The following is a 15,036-nucleotide window of genomic DNA, read 5'->3' on the forward strand; positions in this document are numbered from 1 at the left end:
TTATGATTACGGTTGTATGACGCGATGTTTTTTTGTGAATACAGGCGTTTTATGGATTGCGCTTATGCAATTCTTTTATTTAAGGATAATTTGATAAGCTTTTTAGGTGGTTTTTTTGCGGGTTTTTTGTGGGATTTGAAAAGAAGCTTTGATTAAAATGATTATTTTAATCAGGAGGTAGAAGTTGAAAATTCGATTTCCAATTTTTCACAATTTTAATCAATCATCGTTCTTGACATTAGTGACACATCCTTGTGTCAATGAAAACTCTGAGTTAATCAGCGCTTTCTATTTAGTGCTTTGAGCATTAAATTTCGCCAGTTGCTCAGGCGTCGCTTCTTTTTGGTATTGATTTTTCCATTCGGAGTAGGGCATACCATAAACGATTTCGCGTGCTTTTTCGTAATCGATGTCGATATTTTGGTCAGCGGCGGCAGCGGAGTACCATTTGCTCAAACAGTTTCGGCAAAAACCGGCTAGGTTCATAAGGTCGATGTTTTGCACGTCTTTGCGATCGTCTAAATGCTCTAATAAACGTCTGAAGGTTGCTGCTTGTAGTTCAATTTCTTCTTGTGTGTAGTCTGTCATGGTTTAATTCTTTGTAGAGTTAATATTAAAAAATAGAGTCGTTTAATAAAATGACGTCAAGTTTATCGCCACTTTTTACCGTTTTATCAATAGGAACTATGGCTAATCCATCGGCCCAGGTGACTGATGAAAGCACGCCGGAGCTTTGGTTGCTGAATTTTTCTAAATCGCCTTGTTCGTTAAATTTAACGCGTAAAAAGTTAATGCGTGAAGGCGCTTTATGACTAAAATTAGTTTTAAATTTACGAGTTTTTAGGGGTTGGTTGCTGCCCAGCATTTTAAATAAATACGGTTTAACAATTAATAACAGAGTATTAAATACGGCAACTGGGTTGCCGGGTAAACCGAAAAAGGGAGTGTTGTTAATAATGCCGTAGGCTAGCGGTTTACCGGGTTTAATGGGTAATTTCCAATTTTTGAGTTCGCCTAATTCGCTAACGGCTTGTTTTACCCAGTCGGCATCGCCAATAGAGACACCGCCGGTGGTAATAATACAATCTGCATTAGCAGTTTGTTGTAGCATTTCTTTGGTAGCCTCTAAAGTGTCTTCGGCTTTACCCAAATTTTTTACTTCACAACCCAGTGCGGTGAGCGCTGCTATCAATAAATATTGGTTGGAATTATAGATTTTACCGGGTGCGAGTGTTTCGCCGGGATTTACCAACTCATCTCCCGTGGAGAAGATCGCGACTTTAGGTTTGCGAATCACTTGAATTTCGTGAATACCGATAGACGCCAATAAGCCTATGTCCTGCGGTTTTAGCCGTTGACCTGCTGGAATAATTTCTTCGCCCAATTGGATATCTTGGCCTTGGGGACGAATATTTTCACCCGGTTTTAAGGTGATATTAATTTTTACTTGGGTTTTATCTTCATTAAATTCACAGTCTTCTTGCATGGCTACAGCGTCGGCATTTTCCGGAATTTCACTGCCGGTATAAATTCGAGCGGCAGTATTGCTCGTTAATGCACTGGGCGGATGGCCGGCGAATATAGTTTGCGAAATCGGTAACCATTCTCCCGGTACTTGCTGTTGACTGTTAATGGTGACACCGTCCATCGCACTGTTATCGTTGGGTGGAACAGGTATTGAGCTAACTTGCGCATTTTTTAATACGCGGTTCAGCGCTTGATCTAAGGTAACGGTTTCGTACTCAGAAATAAGCGGCGCAGTGTCAACAATATTATTAATGATATCGATTAGTTGATTCATGTATTTATGGAACTATTGAGTATTAATGAACGATGGGTGCTTGTAACTGGTATCGAATTTATCTCGATTAACATTGACTCAGTTATTGCTTAAAGACTTTGCCGCGGGAAAATAAATTTTTTGCAGTAGTTCTTCGAGAGGTTGTTTTAATTCTCGATGTTTTTCGGGCAAATATAAGTATAAACCTCGCTCAATGGTGCCATCGGGCAGCATCGTAAATAATGGATTGCCGTTTTCGTCTTTGGCGAGATCAGAAAGAATTAACGGTCGGCCGGTTAAGCCAAGCTCGGCGCGGCCGGATTTAACCAATCTCAGTAGGTGTTCTGGATGATTCGCCACCAAGATATTTAACGATAAATTAGGGTAAGTTTTATTTAAAAGAGATTTTCCAAGGCCGGTTGTGGCGATGGTGGTGCCCTCTGGAATTCCGCTTAAATCGAATCTTGATCGATTTTCCATTAAGCAAAAGAAATCTAAATAGGCTTTTTCAAGTGGTGGCTCAATACGCACACCTTCTTTGGATTGATCTTGGTCTTCTAGAAATATCGCGCCATCGTAGCGTTGGCCATCAAACAGTCGCTTAGTGGCGTTGGAAATCTCTAAATGCATGTAAAGCTGGTAACCCAATGATTCAAAGACCTTCGACAGCTTTTCAATGTGGGCATTCGATATAGTGGAATAATCGGTAATGGGTGACGGTGTTGTTACCGAAAATACTGGCAAATCTGGCGTGTTGGGCAATTGTTGCTCAGCATGGCTTGCACCCATAAAGCTGAGTGCGGCAATAAAAGCCATAATTGGGCTTAATGAAACAATAGGTAGCCTAGCGATGGATTTGGTTAGCATTTTGATAAAATTTGAGCTCTTTTCCTAAAGGGCGAGGCCGATTTTGTGAATCTACTCGTAACGCTTAGTCAACTCAACTCATATTAATCGGCATGTATTTCTACATCTAAGCCTACAATAACCCGTGTGCTAAACACTAGGTTTTATTGTAGTCAGGTCTCATCAAATTTTTTCGGTGTTATTCGGCCAACGACAACTTAACGAACCTTTGATTAACTCTTCCATGATTTAATCAGAAGACAGAAATTGACAATGCGATTTCCAATTTCTTTGCAATTTCAATCACTTACCGTTCTTGAATTTGGCGGCACATCCTTGTGTCACCGGAAACTCTAGGTTAATCAGAGTTTCTTTGAGTTTGCTATTTGATTATTTTAACCACGAAAAACCGCGTTTTTAGTACTTAAATTAACTGGCCAACAAAATTACAAGGACGATGGCGGCTGTCGAGCTGTTCTTTTAGGATTTTTGTCCAGCCGGTTTCACAGGCGTTGTTTGAGCCGGGTAGACAGAAAATGGCGGTTTTGTTGGCAATGCCAGCAACGCATCGTGACTGCACCGTCGAGCTGCCAATTTGCTCATAGGATATCTGGCGGAACAGTTCTCCAAAGCCGATAATTTCTTGATCAAATAGCGGTGTTACGGCCTCGGGAGTGCTGTCTCTGCCAGAGAAGCCGGTGCCTCCGGTAGTTACGACGACTTGAACATTCGCGTCGGCAATCCAGCGCGATAATGCGTAGCGAATCTGGTAAATGTCGTCTTTAACGATAACTTTCTCAATAAAGTTGTGGCCGTCTGTTTGTAGGCAGTTTTTGAGCAGGTCGCCGGAGGTATCGGTGGATTCGTCGCGAGTATCGCTGATGGTTAAAACCGCTATGTTTAATGGCGTAAATTCTTTTGCGTTGGTCATGGTGAAATCGTTCTGATGTCGAGTTTAAAAATACGTGTTCGATGGCTTAGCCTGATGACTAATTCCAGGTGATCATTGTCTGGCAAAAGCAAAGGTGTTGTTTTGAGATCTGCAAAAACTGTGCGGATTATGTGTGTTAAATCTAGCCGCCGGTGGCGTTCATAAATCGCACAATTTGCACGTCATCTTGCTCAAAATGATGCTTTTCTGGCTTTTTACCAATGGCATTCACAATGGCTTGTTTGAGTTTTTCAATATTGTTGGGATGAGCACGAAGCACGGCTTTAAGATCGATCGCATGTTCGTTACCCAAACACAGCAGCAATTTACCTTCGGCGCTGACGCGAACGCGATTACAGCTCGCGCAAAAGTTTTCACTGTGCGGTGAAATAAAACCAATTTTGGTTGAGCTGCCTTTCACTTGCCAATATCGTGATGGACCGCCGGTATTTGCGCTGCTAGTTTCTATATCGAAACATTCGGTGATTAACTCACGCAATTGCGCGCTGCTGACGAATTCTTGGTCGCGTTGGTGTTCAGTAATAACACCCAAAGGCATTTCTTCAATAAAACTGATGTCGAGCCGATGGTTTTTGGCGAACTCGATGAGCGGAACAACTTGGTCGAGATTTCTGTGTTTTAAAATAACGGCGTTTAATTTGATGCGCGCAAAATTTAAGCTTTTACAGTGGTCGATACCTTCAAGCACCGTGTTCAAGTTACCGGTTCGGGTTAGTTCTTTAAATTGGATCGGATCAAGGGTATCAAGGCTGACATTAATGCGTTTTACGCCAGCGTCTTTAAGTGTTTGGGCGTGTTCTTTTAAGTGTGACCCGTTGGTAGTGATGACTAACTCATTCAGAGCTTTGATTGCACCTAATTCGCCAAGCAAGGTTTCTACGCTTCTGCGGATAAGTGGTTCGCCGCCGGTCAGGCGAATCTTGGTTACACCCAGTTCGGTAAACGCCTGAGCAATTTGTGCCAATTCTTCTAGGGTGCACAGTTGCGCTCTGGGTACAAAGGTCATTTCCTCTGCCATACAATACACACATCGAAAATCGCAACGATCGGTTACGGATAACCGTAAGTAAGTGATTGCTCGCCCAAAAGAGTCGACGAGCTTTGGTGTCGGTTCTATTTGTGTTGTTGGGCTAGATGCGTTTTGAATGGGTTTTGGCATGAGTAGACTTATAGATTAATGGTTCGGTCTTTTTTATTGAGCAATTTCAGATTAACTCATCCTTGTGATTAACTCATCCATGATTTAAGCAGAAGGCAGAGTTTGACAATGCGGTTTCCAATTTCTTCACAATTACAATCACTTACCGTTCTTGAAATTGGCGACACATCTTTGTGTCGTGGGAAACTCTGGGTTAATAAGAGTTTCCTTTAGTTTACTTGCCGTGCTTTTGGGCGCGATTCGAAAACTCAAAGACCAATAAAATTGCTTTGATACTCCCGTGATTTCGTAAATATTTCAAGTTGCAGATTGCCCGTCGCGGTATTTTCGAGAATTTGGCGACGTTGTGCGGTGAAAGCCAGCGCATTTAAGCACCGGCTTTAGGTGTCATTACGGTGTTTTCTCACCGTGACTGTTTGAAAAACTAGTTTTGTACCAAGGTTTCTTCGAGAATTTTTTCCAGTTCCATAACGCAAGAGCCACAACCTGTGCCCGCACCGGTGGACTCACTAATGGCGCTCACGCAGGTGATTTGGTTTTCTCGAATGCTGTTTTGAATGGTTTTTAAGCCAACGTTTTTACAGGCGCAAATCAGCTTACCGGTTGCTAAAGAACCTTGAGCCTCACCACTGATCAATGACCGCTGGGTAGTGACATCAACCTTGTTGGTTAACGTTTCTGTCAACCAATCTAGATCGCGATTGCTCAGTCGATCGGCAACCAGATAATAATCAACCAACCGGCTCACACGAATTCGGGCGTAGTGGAAGTGCTTACCTTGGATGTCGGAGAGTTCAAGAGAATTAATTTGGTCTTCGTTGGGCATTATTTCTCGCAAATATTGCGAGAGTTCTTCTGGCGTTTTTTGCGAAGCAATGGTGTATCGGTAACCTTGGTTAATGGTTTGTCGAACCCAGTAGTTGCTGTTATCAATATCCAATTCTTGGCGAGCTACCACCACGGCTTCGGAGTTAAATACCCAGTTGCTGATTGTGACGGGTGTGAACTTGGCTTCTGGCTGGCCCGAGATGGCATCGAACTCGGGTGTTACCACCGCGCCGACTCGGCCATGGGAAGACGTTACTTGAGTCCAGTGAATGGGCATAAAAACCGTGTTGCGAGTAACGGTATCGCTGATGTCGGCGCGTGCCAGCGCCTGCCCGGTGATACTGGTGATCTTAACAATGTCGCCGCTGTTAATTTGTAGACTTTCTGCATCTTTGGGGTTGATGGTTAGAAACGGCTCTGGTTTGTGGCCGCCTAATCTGGCCGCTAAACCGGTGCGGGTCATAGTGTGCCACTGATCACGAATACGCCCGGTGTTTAGCACCATTGGGTATTCGCGCGAAAGCTTAGTTTGCGGAGCACGTTGGCTCACGCTGATGAATTGACCACGGCCGGATTTGGTGAAGAAATTTCCTTCTGCAAAAAAGCGATGGTTGCGAATGGCGTTTTCTGGCGCTGGCGATACGCAAGGCCATTGCTGTGGCAGAAGCTGGTCGTATTCAATATTTGAAATGTCTTGCAGGCTCTTCAGATTAAAGTCGCGATTGCCTGAGTTTTTATAGGCTGAAAGCTTGGCGTGTTCACGAAATACGTCGGCTTCGCTGGCAAACTCAAAAGCCTTGCCAAACCCCATGCGTTTACCCACTTCTGCGATAATCCACCAGTCGGGCATGGCATCTGCGATGGGCGGTAGCAGCTTACGTTGACGAGAAATTCGACGCTCGGAGTTGGTAACGGTGCCGGATTTTTCAGACCAACCTTGCGCAGGTAGTTTTACATCGGCAAGGCGCAGCGTATCGGTATCGGCAATGCAGTCTGATACCACCACAAAATCACAACCTTCGATGGCTTTTTTAACCTTGTCGGCATTCGGCAGGCTGACCACGGGGTTGGTCGCCATAATCCAAAGTGCTTTGATTTTACCTTCGGCAACGGCATCAAAGAGCTCAACTGCGCGTAAGCCTGGTTTTTTAGCCAAGCGATCGGTTTGCCAAAACTCAGAGACCAAAGCATAGGCTTGGTCATCGCCAAATTCCATGTGCGCCGCCAGCGTATTCGCCAGTCCACCCACTTCACGACCGCCCATGGCGTTGGGTTGGCCGGTCACCGAAAATGGGCCTGCGCCGGGTTTGCCAATGCGACCGGTGGCAAAGTGGCAGTTGATGATGGCGTTGACCTTATCAACACCAGCACTGGATTGGTTAACACCCTGCGAATACACGGTGAATGTTTTCTCGGTGGTGGCGAACCAGTCGTAAAAAGTTTGTAGGCTTTCGTTATCAACGCCTAGGGTCTCTAAGAATTGATTGTGATCTTGGCAATCACGTTGCGCAGCGGCAAGTGCGTCTTCAAAGCCTTCGGTGTATTGATCTACATAATTACTGTCGATCATTTCGCGACGGCTTAGCTCGGCCAGTAAACCGTTAAACAAGGCAACGTCGGTTCCCGGATTGACCGCAAGGTGCAGATCGGCGATAGCACAGCTGTCGGTAGCGCGCGGGTCTATAACCACTACTTTCATTTCGGGGCGTTGCGCTTTGGCGGCTTTTAAACGCTGGAATAAAACCGGATGGCACCAAGCCAAGTTTGACCCAACCAAAATAACCAGATCAGAAAGCTCAAAGTCGGTATAAACATTCGGGACGGTATCCGAGCCGAAGGCGCGTTTGTGCCCAGAAACGCTCGATGACATACAAAGGCGTGAGTTGGTATCGATATTCCCACTGCCAATAAATCCCTTCATTAATTTATTGGCCAGATAGTAGTCTTCGGTAAGTATTTGGCCGCTGACGTAAAACGCAACCGAATCTGGGCCATGGGTTTCTATGGTTTCTTTAAATCGAGTGGCAACTTCATTTAGGGCGATTTCCCAAGTGGTATCTTGTCCATCCATATTTGGATGAAGCAAGCGTCCGTTGGCAATGGCTGTTTCGCCTAGCGCTAAACCTTTTGAACAGAGTCGCCCGAAGTTTGCTGGATGAGTGTCGTCTCCGCGAACTTTAACGATCAGATCGCCCCCAGGAATTTGCTCTTCTACCTTAGCTTCGACACCACATCCTACTCCACAGTATGCGCAGGTGGTTTTGATCCAGTTGTCTGTACTGCTCGACAGGAATGTCACTCGAGTTCTCCAGGATTGATAACAAGATTAAAGGTTTCTTCAACGTTACAATCTATACAGCAATAAATGAACCAAACAATAGTTTTTTGCACGGTTTGAGAGCTTTTTCTTTGAGGATACTAGAAAAATCCATTAAACATAGGCGGTTATATTATTTTTTGTGCCTAAATAAAAACATAAATTGCTTTAGTGATATAAATTGGTGCATTAAATTTGATCTAAAAATGATACTCAATGGTGCAATAATATTAATATTTGATTTTTGTGTATTTAGTTGGTGCTTAATAATTGATGGGAGAATGTTTTATTTTGTGACTATGAGTTTTTTTTGTTTATAACTGATTGAAAATAAATAGGTTTTTATTTTTTTGATTGTTGTTGTGTTATTGGCTTGTAGGTTGCTAGGTCTCTGGTACAAAAGAATTCCGGTCTTTTTTTGATCGGGTTGTTGCTTGGCTAGCAGGTGTCAACGGTTTTTAAGGTGGAATTATCCATGCCATTTGATTCGACAGCAGCTCAAAATCCGCGAGTATCTATTGTTGGCGCCGGTCCCGGTGATCCGGATTTATTGACGGTAAAAGCCTTGCGTTTGATCACTTCTGCGCAAGTGATTTTTTATGACGCACTCATCAGTGATGAGATTCGAGCTTTGTTTCCGTCGTCTGCTGAAAAAATCTATGTGGGTAAGCGTTGTGGAGAGCATAGCTTTTCTCAGCAAGAAATCTGCAACCAACTTGCTAAAGCCGCTTTAACAGGCCAGCGCGTGGTGCGTTTAAAAGGCGGCGATCCGTTTGTGTTTGGTCGCGGTGGTGAAGAAGTTCTTGCGCTTGCGGCTCACGGTGTTAGCACCGATGTCATTCCCGGAATTACCGCAGCCGTTGGTTGCAGTGCTTCGGCGGGTATTCCGTTAACACACCGTGGTTTAAGCCAAGGCTGTACCTTTGTGACGGCTCACGCCCGCTCGGAAGATTCTAAAGAATTGTTGGCGGTGAATTGGTCGGCATTGGCAGCCAGTAACAATACGCTTGTTTTTTACATGGGTTCTGCACGTCCAGCACTGATTACCGAGCAATTAATGAATTCGGGTATGTCGGGTGCAATGCCGGTTGCAGTTGTAGAAAACGGTTGTACCCATCGCCAGCGTGTCTTTCAAGGAACTCTAGAAACGTTAGAAGCGCTTATCAATAGCCATCAGGTTAAGGCGCCAGCACTGATTTATGTAGGTGAAGTGGTTTCGTTTATGAACGAGCTGTCTTCACTTACTCAAAAAAATATTAATTCTCACCAATTAGTCTATTAAGTCGGAGAAAAACTATGGCAAAACAGCGTGTTGTCGTGGTCGGTAACGGTATGGTTGGACACAAGTTCATCGATACAATTATTGGCGCACCTGAGGCAAATAATTTTGAAGTGGTGACTTTTTCTGCTGAACCTCGTTTGGCATACGACCGCGTACAATTGAGTAGCTATTTCTCTGGCGCCTCTGCCGAACAGTTGATGTTAACCAGCGAAGGTTACTACGACGAAAAGGGTGTGAAATACGTTTTAAATGAAAAGGTGGTTGAGATCGACCGCGCGGCTAAAAAAGTGGTTACCGCAAGCGGTCGCGAAGAAAGCTACGATACATTGATTTTGGCAACGGGTTCTTATCCGTTTGTGCCGCCAATACCAGGTAACGACGGTGAACATTGTTTGGTTTACCGTACCATCGAAGACTTAGAGGCAATCACTGCATCCGCACAGAGTTCAAAAGTGGGTGTGGTTGTTGGTGGTGGTCTGTTGGGCTTAGAAGCCGCCAATGCTTTGAAATGTTTGGGCTTAGAGACGCATGTGGTTGAATTCGCGCCACGGCTGATGGCGGTGCAGTTAGACGAGGGCGGCGGTGCTTTGTTGCGCCGTAAAATCGAAGATCTAGGCGTTTCTGTTCACACGCAAAAAGCCACCACAGAAATCGTTGCCGGTGAAAACTGTCGCTACCGCATGAATTTTGCCGACGGTTCGCATTTAGAAACCGATTTAATTTTATTCTCTGCCGGTATTCGTCCAGAAGATACCTTGGCTCGACAAGCAGAGCTTACCGTAGGTGAGCGTGGCGGTATTGTTGTTGATAATCAATGTAAAACCTCCGACAACAACATTTATGCCATTGGTGAGTGCGCGCTTTGGGGCGGTAAAATCTTCGGTTTGGTAGCGCCGGGTTATTCTATGGCGAAAGTGGCTGCGGGCAGTATTTGCGGTAAAAGCGATGAGTTTGTTGGTGCCGACATGAGTACCAAGTTGAAATTGTTGGGCGTTGACGTTGCCAGTATTGGTGATGCGCACGGTTTAACTCCCGGCTCTTTAAGCTACACCTATACCGATGACGTTGAGCAAGTTTACAAGCGTTTAATTGTATCTGCCGATCGCAAAAAATTAGTCGGTGCCGTTCTGGTTGGTGAAGTCGAAGCCTACGGTAATTTATTGCAACTCGTGTTAAACGATATGGATTTACCGGAATCACCAGAAGCGTTAATTCTGCCTTCTGTGGATGGTTCTGCGAGTTCTGGTTTAGGCGTAGATGCGTTGCCTGAAAGCGCGGTAATCTGTTCTTGTTACGACGTAACCAAAGGTCAAATTGAGCAAGCCGTTGCCGGTGGTGCTACCGATATGGCGGCCATTAAAGCCATGACCAAAGCATCAACCGGTTGTGGTGGTTGTGCGGCCTTGGCCAAACAAGTTTTAGATGCAAGCTTGTTATCGTTGGGTTACGAAGTGAATACCGATATTTGTGAGCATTTTGCCCACACTCGCCAAGAGCTTGCCGATATTGTTCGCGTTAAGAAAATCAAAACCTTTGATCAGCTTTTAGAAGAGCATGGTAAAGGCCATGGTTGTGATATTTGTAAACCTGCCGTGGGTTCGATTTTAGCGTCTTTCTGGAATGACTACGTTTTGTCCGATGACAACATTGGCTTGCAAGACACCAACGATATTTATTTAGGCAACATGCAAAAAGACGGTACCTATTCTGTTGTGCCTCGAATTGCCGGTGGTGAAATTACGCCCGAGAAATTAATTGTTATTGGTGAAGTCGCGAAAGAATTTAATCTATACACCAAAATTACTGGTGGTCAGCGTATCGATTTATTCGGCGCGCAATTGCATGAATTACCGTTAATTTGGGAAAAATTAGTTGCCGCTGGTTTTGAAACCGGTCATGCGTATGGTAAATCGGTACGTACCGTTAAATCCTGTGTGGGAAGTACTTGGTGTCGCTACGGTGTTGATGACTCTGTTGGTTTGGCGATTGATATTGAAAACCGCTACAAGGGTTTACGTTCACCGCACAAATTAAAATTCGCAGTATCGGGTTGTACACGCGAATGTGCCGAAGCGCAATGTAAAGACGTGGGTATTATTGCCACCGAAAATGGTTGGAACATGTATGTGTGCGGCAACGGCGGTATGCGTCCTCGTCATGCGGATTTGTTCGCAACCGATTTGGACACCGAAACACTGATTAAATACATTGATCGCTTTTTGATGTTCTACATTCGCACCGCCGATCGTTTACAACGTACCTCGGTTTGGTTGGAGAATTTACAAGGCGGCTTAGATTATCTGAAAAAAGTCGTAATTGATGACGCTTTAAATATTGGTGCGGAGTTAGAAGCAGATATGGCCGCAAATATTGGTAACTACCAGTGTGAGTGGAAAACCACGCTAGAATCGCCGGAGCGTTTGAAGCGCTTCAATCACTTTATTAATTCCGACCAAAAAGACAGTAACCTTGCGTTTGTTCTTGAGCGTGGTCAACGTCGACCAGCTACTAAAGAAGAGCGTGAAAATAAAGTTACCTTGATCGAACTCGTCGATTAATTAAAAGAGCCTGTGATTAACGCCTTTGATTTAATCACAGTGCAGAAATTAAAAATTTTAAATGATAATGAGGCCGTTTAAAGTGTCTGATAATTGGATTACCGTCTGCAATGATAGCGACCTTACACCAGGAACAGGGCTTTGTGCTTTGATTGGTGAAGAACAGGTGGCAGTATTTAAAATTAAAAAAACCAGCGAGCTTTTTGCTGTAAGTAATTACGATCCCATCGGCGAAGCCAACGTTTTGGCTCGTGGTATGACCGGGTCCATTGGCGATGCTTTGGTTGTTGCATCACCTTTGTACAAGCAGCATTTCAATCTTGCTACCGGTGAGTGTCTTGAAAAACCCGATGTTTCTGTAAAAACTTATCCGGTGCGTAAAAATGGCGATGTTATTGAAGTTCAATCCGTCACCTAAAGGGTTTTAGCCCGCTTTCTCCAAAGTAAGTTCTAGTGACTTATTTTTAAAAATTGTTCAATTTGAATGCAGGTGGCGAAAGCCACCTTTTTTTATTGCACAATTGTTTTCGGTTATTACTTCTCGTTTTTTAATTTATTGCCGTTTGATTAAACCCGTAAATTCCGTGTTTTGAATGACCGATTTGAAAGTCGGATATTAATCGTTTTTTGTGAGATGTTTTTCACATGTTAGGAACTGCTGATTAACGCATCGATGACTTATTCAGAGAGCAGAAATTAATAATGGGATTTCCAATCTATTTATAACTCAATCCTTTGCCGTTTTTGATGTTGGCGACACATCTTTGTGTCACTGAAAACTCTAGGCTAATCGGTTTTTTGATCAATAAGTCCGTGTTTTTTAGTGTTAGAAAAATGCAAAACTGAACCGCGTTTCATATTTGTTTAGGCTAATTCTGCTAACGTGTAGATATCAATCATTGGTTTACACAGAGCAATTTTTTATGATGTCTTCGCATTTAAAGACCAAATCATTGTTAACTGTAGCCGCAGCCGCTTCATTGGCCGCCGTTACACCTCCTGCTAGCGCGGCAGGTTTTGGTATTTTCGAGCCTAAAACTCTCGCTTTGGGTGGGGCAGGTGTCGCTATAGCCGATTCGGGTAACGCAACTTTTTATAATCCGGCACTGTTAGCCAATTACGGTTACGATGAAGATAAACCGGGCAATGGACGTTTGTATTTTCCGGCAAGCAGTTTATCGATCAGCGATTCTATTTTCGATGCTCAAGATATTGAAGACGATGAGTTGGTTGATCAAATCTCGTCGGCAGTTTCAGACTTCAATACCACTCAGTCGGTGCAAAACGCCCAGACGGTTGTTGACAGCATTGGTCGATTAAATTCTTCGTTAATGGACCTTCAAGATGCCAGGGTTAACGCCGATGGTTTTGTCGGGTTGGTCATTTCCGAACCCGGAGATGGGCAGGGTGGAGCCTTTTATGTGGGAGGACGAGCCTACGGATCGGGTTTATTGAATATCACCGATACGGACTTAGGTTTGCTTGACGACTATGCAGAAGGTTTAGACTTTATTGCCAGTAATGGCTCACGTGGACAAGCGCACCCTGAATTGTTTGATGCAACCGGTAATTTGATTGACCCGCGAGATGATTTAACCAGTACCGCAACGGCTTTAGGTGTTGCCTCGGTGGAGGTTGGCGTTAGCTTTGCGCAACGTTTTACCGTTTGGGGGCAAGATATTGCACTTGGCGCTACCCCTAAATTTTCTGTTTTTTACACCTCAGAAGCGTTTTTAGATTTACAAAATAACAACGTGGTTACAGCAACAGCCGAGCAAAGTCAGCGACAGCTTAATTTAGATCTAGGCTTTGCTACTCAATTTGGCAATTGGCAGTTGGGCTTGGCGGTAAAAGACGTTTTTGAGCAGAGTCTAGATACCGATTTGGGAAATACCATCGATATTGGCGTGAAACCGAGATTGGGCCTTGGCTACAGCAATAATCGTTGGCTGGTTGGCTTGGATGTCGATGTAATTCCTATTGATACGGTTGGCAATAACATCAAAACTCAGGATTTATCATTTGGTGTGCAATGGCGGGCGTTTCGTCAAACCTATTTACGTTCTGGTTTGCGACAAGACATCAATAATTCTGAAAACAGTGAGACTGTGATTTCTCTGGGATTAGGTACCCGCTGGCGCAGTTGTTTGCTGGATATAGCCGTCGCGCAAAGCAGCGATTCGCAATCCGCTGCTCTACAAATTGGCTGGGTACTTTAATCTTCTAAATAAACTCGTGCGGCGCTACGACAGTTAGCTGGGTCTTCAAAATCAATACGAACAGTTTTGCCGGCGAGTTTGGCTGAAAGCAATATGCTCAGCGCCTCTTGGGTGTGTGGTGTAAATGTTGGTGAAAAACGTGCATCTCCGCAAGAGCATTCATTGTTAGATTTTGTCACAGTGGTATAAATTGTTCCATCTGTTGAATCTAAACCTAAAAGCCCTTCTAATTCGTTTCTGGTCTGTGAACAATAAGCTTGAGAAAGGCTGCTGCTCGTAAGTAATAATATGGCGATTACGAATTTAATGTTCATTTGATTTCCTCTTAAAGTTTTAGTTATGTAAACTAAGTTATTATGTAATTGATTAAATAGTTTTAATAATCAATAGGTTATGAAATTTTTGGAGAGGATTATGCCGTTGCACACGAATGATGTCACTGTTATTGATATCTTGCGTCATGGCCAATGTGAAGGTGGTGAGATTTATCGGGGTTCGACGGATGTTGCGCTTACGTCATTGGGTTGGCAACAGATGTCGAACTCATTGGAACCGTTGCTATTCGATGGTAAACCGACCTGGCATAAAATCGTCAGCTCACCTTTGCGCCGTTGCCGAGAGTTTGCCGAATTAAAATCTAACCAGTGGAATTTACCGTTGGACATTCAAAAAGATTTTAGAGAAATGAGTTTTGGCGATTGGGAAGGTCAGTTAACTAAAGACATCTATTTGCAAAACCCTGAGTTTGTTGAAAGTTTTTATCACGATCCAGAAAATTTTTATCCGCCAAACAGTGAGCATATTGTTGATGTGCAAAATCGCCTCAAATTTGCTTGGTTGCAGTTAGTTGAAGAGCACAAAGGACAGCATATATTAGTGGTTAAACATGGTGCGGTTATGAGAATTTTGTTGCTTTGGTTACTGAATTTATCGTTTACACAATTTCGAGTATTCGAAATTCCCTACGCAGGTTTAATTCGTTTGAAGGTCGCGCATCAGCCTAATGGTGATCGGGTGTTGTTTTCTGGCTTTAATCGTATTGATGCTTTAGAGCGCTAAAAAATTTGATATCTGTTTTTGTAAACGTATTTTTTA

12 protein-coding genes are annotated in these 15,036 nt (G+C 43.9%); 5 read left to right on the plus strand and 7 right to left on the minus strand.

Annotation, left to right across the window (positions count from 1 at the left end):
- Positions 1–288 precede the first annotated feature (288 nt).
- The 6 genes from ACYQ28_RS04685 to ACYQ28_RS04710 form a co-directional block, all read right to left on the minus strand.
- Positions 289–588, minus strand: a complete 300-nt coding sequence (locus tag ACYQ28_RS04685; protein ID WP_460048221.1) for a DUF1244 domain-containing protein — start codon at positions 586–588, stop codon at positions 289–291.
- A gap of 25 nt (positions 589–613) precedes the next feature.
- Positions 614–1,801: a molybdopterin molybdotransferase MoeA gene (locus ACYQ28_RS04690; protein WP_460048220.1), complete on the minus strand. Its 1,188-nt coding sequence runs from the start codon at positions 1,799–1,801 to the stop codon at positions 614–616.
- 78 nt (positions 1,802–1,879) lie between these two features.
- Complete coding sequence (locus tag ACYQ28_RS04695; protein WP_460048219.1) at positions 1,880–2,596, minus strand: hypothetical protein; 717 nt, start codon at positions 2,594–2,596, stop codon at positions 1,880–1,882.
- Positions 2,597–3,050: 454 nt separating this feature from the next.
- A complete protein-coding gene (gene moaB / locus ACYQ28_RS04700; RefSeq protein ID WP_460048218.1) occupies positions 3,051–3,557 on the minus strand; it encodes a molybdenum cofactor biosynthesis protein B in 507 nt (168 codons plus the stop codon).
- Positions 3,558–3,699: 142 nt separating this feature from the next.
- Positions 3,700–4,737: a GTP 3',8-cyclase MoaA gene (moaA, locus tag ACYQ28_RS04705; RefSeq protein WP_460048217.1), complete on the minus strand. Its 1,038-nt coding sequence runs from the start codon at positions 4,735–4,737 to the stop codon at positions 3,700–3,702.
- Positions 4,738–5,161: 424 nt separating this feature from the next.
- On the minus strand, positions 5,162–7,864 hold the full coding sequence (locus ACYQ28_RS04710; protein ID WP_460048215.1) for a molybdopterin-dependent oxidoreductase: 2,703 nt from the start codon (positions 7,862–7,864) through the stop codon (positions 5,162–5,164).
- Positions 7,865–8,357: 493 nt separating this feature from the next.
- Here ACYQ28_RS04710 and cobA point away from each other — a divergent pair, with 493 nt between their 5' ends.
- The 4 genes from cobA (at position 8,358) to traF (ending at position 13,941) form a co-directional block, all read left to right on the plus strand.
- Complete coding sequence (gene cobA / locus ACYQ28_RS04715; RefSeq protein WP_460048213.1) at positions 8,358–9,164, plus strand: uroporphyrinogen-III C-methyltransferase; 807 nt, start codon at positions 8,358–8,360, stop codon at positions 9,162–9,164.
- A gap of 14 nt (positions 9,165–9,178) precedes the next feature.
- A complete protein-coding gene (gene nirB, locus ACYQ28_RS04720; RefSeq protein ID WP_460048212.1) occupies positions 9,179–11,722 on the plus strand; it encodes a nitrite reductase large subunit NirB in 2,544 nt (847 codons plus the stop codon).
- Between the two features lie 82 nt (positions 11,723–11,804).
- The gene (gene nirD, locus ACYQ28_RS04725; protein WP_460048210.1) at positions 11,805–12,140 is read left to right on the plus strand and encodes a nitrite reductase small subunit NirD; all 336 of its coding nucleotides are present in this window, start codon (positions 11,805–11,807) and stop codon (positions 12,138–12,140) included.
- Positions 12,141–12,645: 505 nt separating this feature from the next.
- Positions 12,646–13,941, plus strand: a complete 1,296-nt coding sequence (gene traF / locus ACYQ28_RS04730; protein WP_460048209.1) for a conjugal transfer protein TraF — start codon at positions 12,646–12,648, stop codon at positions 13,939–13,941.
- Here the strand turns inward: traF and ACYQ28_RS04735 are convergent.
- Positions 13,938–14,255, minus strand: a complete 318-nt coding sequence (locus tag ACYQ28_RS04735) for a hypothetical protein (protein WP_460048207.1) — start codon at positions 14,253–14,255, stop codon at positions 13,938–13,940. The two genes, traF and ACYQ28_RS04735, sit on opposite strands and share 4 nt — an antisense overlap.
- 100 nt (positions 14,256–14,355) lie before the next feature.
- On the opposite strand from ACYQ28_RS04735, the gene ACYQ28_RS04740 reads away from it, so the two are divergent.
- A complete protein-coding gene (locus ACYQ28_RS04740) occupies positions 14,356–15,000 on the plus strand; it encodes a histidine phosphatase family protein (protein ID WP_460048206.1) in 645 nt (214 codons plus the stop codon).
- Positions 15,001–15,036: the final 36 nt, after the last annotated feature.

It is taken from the genome of Sessilibacter sp. MAH1, assembly GCF_054658315.1.

Excerpts from the sequence above, each read along its gene's own strand:
- ACYQ28_RS04685 (WP_460048221.1), bottom strand. The coding sequence starts at position 588 with ATGACAGACTACACACAAGAAGAAATTGAACTACAAGCAGCAACCTTC.
- ACYQ28_RS04690 (WP_460048220.1), bottom strand. The coding sequence starts at position 1,801 with ATGAATCAACTAATCGATATCATTAATAATATTGTTGACACTGCGCCG.
- ACYQ28_RS04695 (WP_460048219.1), bottom strand. The coding sequence starts at position 2,596 with ATGGCTTTTATTGCCGCACTCAGCTTTATGGGTGCAAGCCATGCTGAG.
- moaB (WP_460048218.1), bottom strand. The coding sequence starts at position 3,557 with ATGACCAACGCAAAAGAATTTACGCCATTAAACATAGCGGTTTTAACC.
- moaA (WP_460048217.1), bottom strand. The coding sequence starts at position 4,737 with ATGCCAAAACCCATTCAAAACGCATCTAGCCCAACAACACAAATAGAA.
- cobA (WP_460048213.1), top strand. The coding sequence starts at position 8,358 with ATGCCATTTGATTCGACAGCAGCTCAAAATCCGCGAGTATCTATTGTT.
- nirB (WP_460048212.1), top strand. The coding sequence starts at position 9,179 with ATGGCAAAACAGCGTGTTGTCGTGGTCGGTAACGGTATGGTTGGACAC.
- traF (WP_460048209.1), top strand. The coding sequence starts at position 12,646 with ATGATGTCTTCGCATTTAAAGACCAAATCATTGTTAACTGTAGCCGCA.
- ACYQ28_RS04735 (WP_460048207.1), bottom strand. The coding sequence starts at position 14,255 with ATGAACATTAAATTCGTAATCGCCATATTATTACTTACGAGCAGCAGC.
- ACYQ28_RS04740 (WP_460048206.1), top strand. The coding sequence starts at position 14,356 with ATGCCGTTGCACACGAATGATGTCACTGTTATTGATATCTTGCGTCAT.